At 70.6% G+C, this 9,872-nt stretch carries 8 protein-coding genes; all 8 read right to left on the bottom strand.

The window, feature by feature from the left end:
* Positions 1-81 precede the first annotated feature (81 nt).
* Positions 82-471, bottom strand: coding sequence for a hypothetical protein (locus ACQY0Z_RS31040; RefSeq protein WP_028960461.1), 390 nt, complete (start codon positions 469-471; stop codon positions 82-84).
* A gap of 1 nt (position 472) precedes the next feature.
* Positions 473-928, bottom strand: a complete 456-nt coding sequence (locus ACQY0Z_RS31035; RefSeq protein ID WP_210634968.1) for a YbaB/EbfC family nucleoid-associated protein — start codon at positions 926-928, stop codon at positions 473-475.
* Between the two features lie 122 nt (positions 929-1,050).
* On the bottom strand, positions 1,051-4,689 hold the full coding sequence (locus ACQY0Z_RS31030; protein WP_439813180.1) for an AAWKG family protein: 3,639 nt from the start codon (positions 4,687-4,689) through the stop codon (positions 1,051-1,053).
* 65 nt (positions 4,690-4,754) lie between these two features.
* Complete coding sequence (locus ACQY0Z_RS31025; RefSeq protein ID WP_028960458.1) at positions 4,755-5,222, bottom strand: type VII secretion system-associated protein; 468 nt, start codon at positions 5,220-5,222, stop codon at positions 4,755-4,757.
* A gap of 125 nt (positions 5,223-5,347) precedes the next feature.
* Positions 5,348-5,656, bottom strand: a complete 309-nt coding sequence (locus ACQY0Z_RS31020; protein ID WP_028960457.1) for a WXG100 family type VII secretion target — start codon at positions 5,654-5,656, stop codon at positions 5,348-5,350.
* A gap of 87 nt (positions 5,657-5,743) precedes the next feature.
* Positions 5,744-6,079: a hypothetical protein gene (locus ACQY0Z_RS31015; protein WP_028960456.1), complete on the bottom strand. Its 336-nt coding sequence runs from the start codon at positions 6,077-6,079 to the stop codon at positions 5,744-5,746.
* Between the two features lie 560 nt (positions 6,080-6,639).
* Positions 6,640-8,175: a type VII secretion protein EccB gene (eccB, locus tag ACQY0Z_RS31010; RefSeq protein WP_028960455.1), complete on the bottom strand. Its 1,536-nt coding sequence runs from the start codon at positions 8,173-8,175 to the stop codon at positions 6,640-6,642.
* A 61-nt stretch (positions 8,176-8,236) separates the two neighbouring features.
* Positions 8,237-9,643: a type VII secretion integral membrane protein EccD gene (gene eccD, locus ACQY0Z_RS31005; RefSeq protein WP_210634970.1), complete on the bottom strand. Its 1,407-nt coding sequence runs from the start codon at positions 9,641-9,643 to the stop codon at positions 8,237-8,239.
* Positions 9,644-9,872 lie beyond the last annotated feature (229 nt).

Raw genomic sequence — 9,872 nt, 5'->3', positions numbered from 1 at the left:
CGGCGACCACCCGTCAGGCCGTGCGGGCAGCACCGCGGGGCCGCTCCCGGCATGGTGCGGGAGCGGCCTGCGGCGTGGAGGTCAGTGGCGTCCATGCCCGCCCGTGTCGCCGCCGCCCGAGCCGTCGAGACCGAAGCCGTCGGTCTCGATCCGGCTGGTTCTGCGGTCGATGTCCTCCAGGTTGCGGTCGCGGGTGTCCTCCATGAGCCGGACCTGGCTGAGCGTGGCGTCGGTGATGCTCACCAGCGCGTCGCGGACGGACATCATGGTGTCCTTGGTGGTCTGTCGCTCCTTCTGCTCCTGCGGTCTGGCCTTCTCCGCGAAGTCACCCGACGTGCCGGGCCACGAGACCGTGGGGGCGAGACCGTCGAGGAACTCCTCGGTCATGCTCCTGGCCAGGGTGGCGATCTCCTCCAACTGCCCGGTCAGCGCCTCGATGCGGGCCGGGTCGACGTAGTACCGCTGTCCCATGTCAGTCCTCCCCGTCCTCGCCGAGCGCGTCGCGCCAGCCCGGTACCGCGCCGTCCGCGCGTCCCGTGTCCTCCTCGTCCTTCTCCAGCACGCCGGGGCCGAAGATGCGCTCCCAGTCCAGCTCGAAGCCCTTCAGTTCGGGCACCTCGCTGCTGGGTTCGGTGAAGGGGGCCATCGCCTTCATCACGTGCCGATTCATCTTCAGCCGCGCCGCGCTCGCCGCCTCCAGGACGCTGGCGGCCAGTTCCTGCGGGGACATGGAGCGGTACTTGTTTTCCAGGAACTCGATGCCGGTCAGCTCCCCCTGCGGCCCTACGGTGGCGCGGACGGCACGGTCGGAGGAGAGCACCGCGAACGAGGCCTGCCGCAGCTCGCGCTCGGTGCGCTCGACCGCCTCCTGGGCCGACCGGAGTTCGGCCATGGCCCTCTCCAGACGCTGTTCCAGTGGCTCCGTCACGTCCGCTCCCCTGCTGTCCTGCGACTGCACAGTCGATCTTGCCCGATGAGGTGTCCGCCGCGACAGCCGGGGCGAGTGGTGTTCGTCCCCGGCCCGGGGCGGCCGTCTTCCGGTCGCCTCCGTCATCGTCCGATGACGGCCGGCGTACCGCCGTCCTCGGTGCCCCACACGTCCGCGTCCTCCTCCAGGTAGTCGGCGGACGTGCTGACCCTGCGGCCCTCGTCCGCCGTCTCCTCCTCGGGGGTGGCACCGCCGGTGGTGGCCACGCGGGATGCCGGGGACAGGAATGTGTCACTGTCCTCCTGGCGGTTCCAGGGGCTGCGCCGCCTGCGGTTGCGGCGCTCGCTCTCCTCGGCCGCGTCGACCAGGACGGCCCGCACCCGCTCGCCGTTGCCCTTGTCGCCGCCTCCTCCGGCACCGCCCATGCCGCCCATGCCGCCCATCGGCATACCGGGGGTGCCGGGCATGCCCGGGGCGCCGGGGGCGCCGGACGCGGCGACCGCGCCGAGGGAGCCGCCGCCGGCCGCGGTGGTGCCGTCGGACAACGGCGCTGCGGCGCCCGTGACCACGCCGTCGGTGCCGACGGAGGCACCGGCGGTGAGTCCTGCGCCGTTGGCCGAGCTGAGGGAACCCCCGTTGCTCAGGCCGAGGCCGGAGGGCATAACAGTCTCGGTGCTGATGCCGCCGCCCAGTCCACCGCCGCCGAGCGCGTCGAGGGCGTCGAGGGCGTCGAGGGCGTCGAGGGCGTCGAGCCGGTCGAGAATGCCACGGCCGTCCGAACCGGTCGGCGTACGACCGGTGTTCAGGTCGTGCAGGTTCACCGTCTCGCTGTTGCCCTGCGCGTCGGTGACGGTGGCGATACCGGTCTCCGGGTCGACGACCTGGGTGCTGCCGTCCGGGAATTCGGTGGTCAGCATGCCGTTGTCCAGGGAGGTGACGGAACCGTCGGGATTGGTCACCTGCACGCCGTGGGTCAGGTCCGTGGTGGTGACGGACCCGTCCGGGTGGGTGGCGGTCAGCATCCCGGTCTGGGTGTCGAACGTCGCCCGGGTGCCGTCCGGGAACCGGGTGAGCAGGTCGTCGCCGGCCAGCGACGTCTCCCCGCCCGTCGGCGTCCGAAGTCCCGAGCCGCTGTCGGAGTTGAGGCCGTCGAGGCTTCCCAGGTCGAGGTCGCCGAGGCCGCTCAGGTCCCCGTTCGACTGGGTCGGCAGGTCACCCAGGGAGCTGAGGTCGCTCCGGCCGTTGAGGCCGCCGGGACTGCCCAGGTCGGTGGTGGTCGTCGTACCGCCAGGGTTGGTCGTGACCGCCTGGCCCGTCGACGGGTCGATGCTCTGCGTCGTGCCGTCCGGGAACGTCGTCGTGAGGGTTCCGTCATCGCCCAGCGACGTGACCGAGCCGTCCGGGTTGGTCACCTGCAGGCCATTGCCCAGATCGGTCGTCGTCACCGAACCGTCCGGGCCGGTCGTCGTCAGGGTTCCGGTGTCCGGATCGAAGCTCGTGCTGCTCCCGTCCGGGAACCTGCTGGTCAGCTCGCCGCCCGTCAGCTGCGTGGTGCCGCCCGTCGGCGTGTCCAGCACCCCGCCGCCGGCACCGCTGTTGAGGTCGCCCAGGCTGCCCAGGTCGGTGGTGGTCGTCGTACCGTCCGGGTTGGTCGTGACCGCCTGGCCCGTCGACGGGTCGATGGTCTCCGAACGCCCGTCCGGGAAAGTCGTGGTGAGCTTGCCGTCGTCGGTGAGGGAGGTGACGGATCCGTCCGGGTTGGTCACCCGCAGGCCGTTGCCGAGGTCGGTGGTGGTGGTCGTCCCGTCGGGTCCGGTCGTTGTGAGCAGCCCGGTGTCGGGGTCGAAGCTGGTGCTGCTGCCGTCCGGGAACCGCGCGACCGGGTTGCCGCCGACGAGGCCGGTGGTGCGCTCGGACGGCATCCGGGTGCCGCCGCCGGAGTTGAGGCCGCCGAGACTGCCCAGGTTCGCCGTCGGAGGCACGACCGTCTGCTGGTCGCCGCCGCCCGTGCCGCCGGTGTCGCTCAGGCCGGCGAGGCTCTCGTTGACCGCCTTGTCGGCGTCACCGAGGGCGCCGAGGTTCCGGGTGAGCGATCCGTCGCCACCACCACCGCCACCGTTGATGCCGTCCATGCCTCCCAGGCTCTCGGTGACGGGGACGTCCCGGTTCAGCAGGTCGTCGAGGCCGCCGAGGTCCGTCGTCGTCCGGTCGTTGAGCGTCCGCAGCTGCTCCTGGGCCTCGTCCGCCTGCTTCTCCTGCTCGGCGCGGAGTTCGTCCTGGTACCGGCGGTCCTCCTCGCGCTGGCGGTTCTGTTCCTCCCGCAGCTCGTCCTGGTACCGCCTGTCCTCCTCACGCTGCCGGTTCTGCTCCTCACGCAGCTCGTCCTGGTACCGCCTGTCCTCCTCACGCTGCCGGTTCTGCTCTTCCCGCAGCTCGTCCTGGTACCGCCTGTTCTCTTCGTTCTGCCGGTTGATCTCGTCCTGGGCCTCTTCGGCCTTGCGCTCCTCGTACTCCTGCGAGGCGGTGCTGGTCGACTTCGGCTCGGGGACGTTCTCGGTGAAGTCGCCGCTCAGGTCCAGGAAGGTGTTGTTCAGCGTGGACTGCACGCTCCGCGCGGGCTTGACGAGGTACTCGTCGACCCCCCGGCTCCAGATCTGTACGGCCTTGTCGCCGACCTTCGCCCAGTTGGCGATGTCGGTGAGGTCGCCGTACTCGGGGTGGTTCTGCGAGAAGCCTTCCTTCGGGTCGTGGTAGGTGGACGAGGAGTACGCCGAGTAGGTCGTCTTGATGTCGGTCTTGGCGACGTTGTTCGCGTCGACCCACAGGGCAAGGTCGTCCAGCACGTACCGCAGCACCTGGTGCGGGTCGTAGTAGTCGGAATTGGCCCAGGTGATCCAGGCGTCCAGCAGCTTGTCGGCGGCGTTCTCCAGGGCCTGGCGGGCCTGGGAGAGGGCGCGCGAGTAGACCGTTTTGCCGGTTCCGTCGCCCTCGCCGGTGCTGGGCGTCTCGTCGAACGTCTCGATGTACGCGTCGTAGTTCTCGCGGATCTTCGTCAGCAGGCTGCGGAAGACCTCCGCGGCCTCGCCCTTCCAGGTGGCGTCCTCCCGGCCGAGGGCGTCCTCCCACTCCTTGATCTTCGGCCCCTGGTCCCGGAAGAACTGGGCCGCGAAGTCGAAGCTCTGACCGGTGGTGTCGAAGGACTTGAGGTCGATCACGGCGTCCTCGGCCACTCCCAGGTCGCTGAAGCGGGCGTTCGCCGTGTTGCCGCCGCGCAGTTCGAGGAGCGCCGTGCGCGGACCGTTCATGTACCGGGCGAGCGCCACGGTGCTCATCTCGTCCTTGTTGTAGTCCTTGAACTCGTTGCCCTCGCGCACGGAGGCGTTGGCGACGTCGTCCGTCCCCGGGTCGGCGAAGATCAGCTCGTCGCCCGCCCGTACCCGGCCCTCGAAGACGATCCTGGCCTGCTTGATCTGGGTCTTCTTTCCGCCGTCGAAGAACCAGATGTCGTAATCCTCACCGGTGTTGCGCAGGAAGCCGGAGGCGTCCTGGACGAACGAGCCGAGGCCCCGGTCCCTGATGTCCATCCGGAACAGCTTGCCGCCGTGGTCGGAGCGCAGGGTGTCGAAAATGGTGCTGCGGTCCGGCACGGGGTAGCCCGTGATGTGCGTGACCACGGAAGCCCAGACGTCGGACGACGCGTCCGTGACGTCTTCGTACCTGTTGACGTTCTCTTCCGAGTTCGGGTCGTAACGGTCGACCACCGGGCGCCCTCTCTGGTCGCGTTGTCGTGGGTCACGCGACGGGAGTGTCGCGGGGTGCGGGTTCTCTAGGAGTCGGTGTTGTCACCGCCGCCGCCGGCGGTGAGGGTGTCGACCTCGTCGAAGTGCTGGAGCAACGTCTGGGCGTCGATCGCGTCCAGGTTCTTGGCCTGGGTTTTCTCCGCCCCTTCGATGGTCTCGGTGAGCGCTTCCCGCAGCTCCTTGTACAGATCGATCTGGTCCCCGAGGAGCTTGTCGAGAGCCGTGGCGGCCTCGCGGACCCCCTCGAGGAGCTTCGGTCCCGACACCAGTGGATCGGTGGCCATCTTGCCGATGCGCAGCAACTGCTGGTTCTGGTCGAGGTTGTCCTCGGTGGTGTGGCCGTCGACGAGGTCACCCAGCGGGCGGGGGTCGCCGTCCCCGCCCCCTTCACGGTGTCTCCTCGCACTCTTGTAGGCCCTCTCGACCTCGTAGTCGCGGAAGTTCGCCATCGCGGACAGGTCGAAGTGCTTGATGTCTGTCGGGTTGTCGGCCATCGGAAGCTCTCCTGCCGCTCGGTTCCGGATACACGGGCTGCGATAGGAGCGGGGGCACACCGGTAGGTGACCGCCACGGCGCGCCGCCCGCCCTTCGTGATGACGTGGGCCGAGCCCGGCGGGTCTCAACGCGCGCGGACGTTGCCCCAGTTGTCGGCGCTGCGACGCTCGTCGCGGGAGTGGTTGTCGTGGATGGACTGGATCAGCGTGCCGTTGTCGTTGAGCAGGGTGGCCATGTTCTTGGTGGCCTGGTCCCACTGCATCTGCACCTGGCGGTACATCTCCTGGTCCGCACCCTCCCAGGAGGCGACGAGCGGCTTCAGCTCGTCCTCCAGGTTGTTGAGGGTGTTGATGATCTGCTGCGTCTGGTCCGTCAATTCTTCGACGACTTTGCGGACCACGGAATACTGCACGTCGATGATGCCGTCGGCCATGACGTCTCCTCTCTGGTGACCGGACGCCTCGCGTCCGGCGGGCTCGAGCAGCGCGGCCTCGCTCAGGGCCGCACGGCGCCGGACGTGTCAGAGCAGCGCCTGGAAGACGCCCTGACTGGTCTTGCTGTTGAGAACCTCGGTGAGGTCCTGGTTCTCCTGCGCCAGACGGTTGGCGGAGGTGACGTTCTCCTGGAGGGCGTCGATCATCTTGCTGATCTGGACGACGACCGTCTGGGCCTCCGCGTTCCAGCTGCGGAAGAGCTTCAGCAGGGCCTGACCCTCGTCGCCGCCGATGCCTGAACGCGAGGCGATCTCGGCGACGTTGTTCTGGATCTTCTCCACCTGGTTCCGGGCGGTCTCGAGGGACGAGACACCTCCCAAGCCCTTGGCATAGTCCGCTTTCCTCGCGGCGCTGTCCGCCATGTCGCGCTCCCTTCGTTCGAGCGATCACTCTCGAGCGATCACGTCGCACCGTTGCCCGCTGAGGCTAAGTAGAGGCTCCCGCTCCGCGCAACGCGCTCCGGAATTTTTTGAAGTTCACAGGCTGACTCAAAATAGGCCTCGGGCACGGAAGTTGACCGTAGGTTTCGAGCAGATGAACACTCTCGCCGGACTGAACTGTCCGGGATGCGACATCCGTACAGGCAGGGAACCCGATGCGGGCACCATTCGGGCACATCAAAGCAGCAAACGGCCATCGAGCGGGCCCGCGGACCGGAGTATTCGCGCCATCCGGGCAAATCCCGGGAAGGCCACGCGGCCAGGAATTCTGAGCCTTCTCTGAGGTTCGGTGCGACCACAAAGAACAAAAAGCACTCGACCCTCGTGGTCGCTACACCTACCCTGACCGAAAAGAGCCCCTCTCCACTCCTTTTGCAACCTCAGAAATCCCTTTGCCTCCCTTGTCGGGACCGTGGCGCGGTGTCCGCCTGCGTCCGAGTTGCCGACGGGGTCACTGTGACGAACCTCGCAGCCGTGCCCTTCTATCCCCTGTGCCTCTCCTCCTGCTGCGCGGCCTTCCCGCAATCGGGTGCCGTGACCCGGACCTTCGCGGCGCCGGAGGCGACGTCCGGGTCCAGGTCCGCGCCGGTCGGCAGCGTGGCGAGCAGCGGGGCGGGCACGGAGTCGATGTCGTCGGTGGTGTATCCGAGCGCTTTGAGGGAGTCCTCGGCGGGGACCCGGTACTTCACTCCGTTCTCGGCGACCAGGTAGGTGGTGCCCGCGTGGGCGGCGCCGCTGGCGTGCAGGGCTCTGACCAGGGCGCCGTGGCCGGGCCGGACGACGGTGGCGTCGGTCGGTACGCACGCCTGCCGCACGGGGGCGTCGGTGCCCGCCGACACCGCCACCGGGGCGAGTTCGGTCAGCGGGGCCAGTACCGAGCCGATGCGGGCGCCGCCGTCGCCGCCGTCCACCTGGGCGCACAGCGCGCTGCCGCGCGGTACGGACTGCGGGGCCGGCGGCGCGGCCGGCAGGCCGGCCGTGCCCGCCCGGCCGGCGTCCTCGGCCTGGTGCTCACGCAGCGCGTCGGCGCCGACCGTACGCACCTCGGGTGACTCGCCCTGGTAGGCATCCTTCTGGGTGGCGGGGTCGCCCAGCGCCAGGGCGGCGCCTAGCCGGGTCAGCGGCACCAGGCCGTCTTCGCGCAGCAGGTGGTAGGAGCTTTCACCCCCGGGCACGCTCACCTCGAAGACCTGGCCGATGCGGGTGGGCTCGCCGCCGAGCTCCGGGCCCTCGCTCCCGCGTCCCGGCACGTCCGGCGAGCGCAGCCCGGGGCCGGGGGCCAGCGCGTCCAGGAAGGCCGCCGGGACGGGCACCGCGTCCTCCGAGCCGTAGCCGAGCGCGGTGCGGGCGTCGGACTTCTCGTCCAGCGGCAGCCTGCTGCCCCGCCACACCAGGTACTCCGTCTTGTCCGGGCCGCGGACCAGCACCGCGCGGTCGGCGGCGATGTCCGTGGTGTCGACCGGCGCGCCGGCCACCAGCGTCGTCGCCCCGGCCCTGTCGACGGCCGAGGCGGGGACCGCCGCCGAGGTGCTGGGGTCCGCACCGTCCGGGCCGGTGACGCACATGTTCCAGGGCCCGTTGTCGAGCTGCCCGGCCCCCGGCAGACCGTCGGGGGCCCCGGGGATGCCCACCTGGCCGCCGACGGGCACGCCCCGCAGCGAGGCGGTGCCGACGTCCTCGGTCGGCAGGTCGGACCCGCCGATCAGGCGCGCAGAGGTGTAGTTGCGCACCGGGTGCAGCACGCCGTCGGTGTCGGTCCACAGATAGCGGGCGCCGGTGTCACGGTTGACGACCAGGTGCCGGCCGTCGCGCCAGCTGTCGTTTCCGCCGGGACGCAGCAGGCCGTAGACCACGGTGCCGGCACCGATGAGGACGGTGAACAGCACGCCGAAGACGACACCGCGGGTGGTGCGTCCGAGCGGACTCTCGGGAGCGTCCGGGTCGCCCGTCAGCAGTCCCGAACTGAGCCTTCCCATCATGAAGCTGTGCGCCTGTACCTGGTCACGCTTGGACTGCACGGCCTCTCCTCTTCTCGTCGTCCATGTGCGCGAAGGGCGCGGGCACGCCCCACGGCGTCCTCTAGCCGAACAGTCCGCGCAGCCAGCCGAAGAGGCCGGCCACCCACAGGCTGAGCGGCAGCAGCGCGACCGCGAACACGGTGTGCGCCAGCTCCGCCGCGCGGCCCCAGTAAGGCAGCATCCGGCGGCCGGGAACGGTCCAGGTGGCGATCACGAGGCCGGCCGCGGCGGCCAGCAGCACCGCGAAGACCACCAGACGGGTGTCGCCGTCGCCGTCCACCGCCCACGCTCGGGCGAGCAGCAGCATGCCCGCGACGCCCGGCAGCGCCAGCGTCAGCCGCTGCCCGATGTGGACCAGGCCGCGGGAGTGCAGGAGCAGCAGCAGGCTCAGCACGAGAGCGGTCAGCACCTCGGGCAGGTTCGGGTGCTCGGCGAGGACGACCAGGGCCGCCACGGCGGAGGTGCCGGTGGCCGCGAAGAGCGCGGTCACCCAGCGTCCGGCCAGCTCGGTGCGCTCGGCGACCTCGTCGCCGGAGTAGGGCTCGATGCCCTCCTGCAGCTCGCCGGCGGAGGACGGCAGTGCGGGCATCCGCATGCCCGCCAGCTTGAAGGCGAACGGCGCGACGGCTCCGGCGCCCAGCGCCAGGACCACCATCACCAGCGCCACCGCGGCCGGCGCGTCCATTCCCGCGTAGCCGATCAGCGCGCCGGTGACGGCGGTGGCCACCGCCACCAGTGCCGTGGCGAACAGGGCCGGGGCGCCGACGGCGGTCGCCGCGAGGGCGAGCACCGCGCCGCCCGCTCCTGCGGCGCCCGCCGCGAGCAGGCGCGCCCCCACCACGCGGGCGGCGTCCGGGCCGGTGAGGTCGCCGCCGGGCAGAACCCACCCGGCCAGGGCGAGACAGGGCGCGACCAGCAGGCCGAGGACGGTTGCCGTGAGCCGGTCGCCGACCGCGCGGCTGGCCGAGCCCGCGCCGGCGAGAACCAGCACTCCGGCCACACCGGCGCAGGCCACCCGCAGCGAGCCGGAGCCGTCCAGCCCGGGCCAGAACACGAGCATCAAGGCGAGAGCCAGGGTCGCTACCGCCGTGCCGCCGAGCAGTCCGCGGGCCGCGTTCGGGCTCCAGGTGCGCATCCGCCGGCCGACCGTGTCGGAGATGCCGTCCACGAGGTCGTCGAGGCGGGCCTCGGGGAGGGACTCGGTGTGCGGGCGCAGGTACAGGACCTCGCCGTCGGCGAGGCCGGCGCGGGCGAGGGTGGTCTCCTCGTCGAGCGGGGCGTCACCCAGCCGCTGCAGCACCCAGCCGGCGTGGTCGAGCCCGGCCTCCTCGGCCTCCTCGCCGACGTACCGCAGCAGGGTGGGCAGCAGATCGGTGACCGGTACGTCGGCGGGCACGGCCAGGTCGACGGAGACATTCGGCGCACGTACGGTCAGGCGGCACAGTTCGGCCACCGTGCTGTCTGTCATCAGCACAACTTTCGTCATCCGTGGGCGGACTTCGGCAGAAGGACTTCCATGTAAAAGGGGCGGGAGCAGAATACGGAACGCGGATACGGCGGAGCAGAGCGGCCCCGACGCGGGAACGTCAGGGAATTCGGGGCCGCGTACCGAACGGTACGGGCCCCGCGTGGACAGGCCGCGCCCAGTGAATGCAGACTACTGCCTACGCCCGTCGGATCGTGTCGTGGACCTCGCA

The organism is Streptomyces sp. P9-2, from assembly GCF_051903975.1.
Lineage (GTDB): Bacteria > Actinomycetota > Actinomycetes > Streptomycetales > Streptomycetaceae > Streptomyces > Streptomyces cellulosae.
The sequence above is the reverse complement of the archived record's forward strand: the minus strand, read 5'-3'. Positions and strand labels throughout refer to the sequence as shown.

Excerpts from the sequence above, each read along its gene's own strand:
- ACQY0Z_RS31020 (WP_028960457.1), bottom strand. The coding sequence starts at position 5,656 with ATGGCCGACGGCATCATCGACGTGCAGTATTCCGTGGTCCGCAAAGTC.
- ACQY0Z_RS31015 (WP_028960456.1), bottom strand. The coding sequence starts at position 6,079 with ATGGCGGACAGCGCCGCGAGGAAAGCGGACTATGCCAAGGGCTTGGGA.
- ACQY0Z_RS31040 (WP_028960461.1), bottom strand. The coding sequence starts at position 471 with ATGGGACAGCGGTACTACGTCGACCCGGCCCGCATCGAGGCGCTGACC.
- eccD (WP_210634970.1), bottom strand. The coding sequence starts at position 9,643 with ATGACAGACAGCACGGTGGCCGAACTGTGCCGCCTGACCGTACGTGCG.
- ACQY0Z_RS31025 (WP_028960458.1), bottom strand. The coding sequence starts at position 5,222 with ATGGCCGACAACCCGACAGACATCAAGCACTTCGACCTGTCCGCGATG.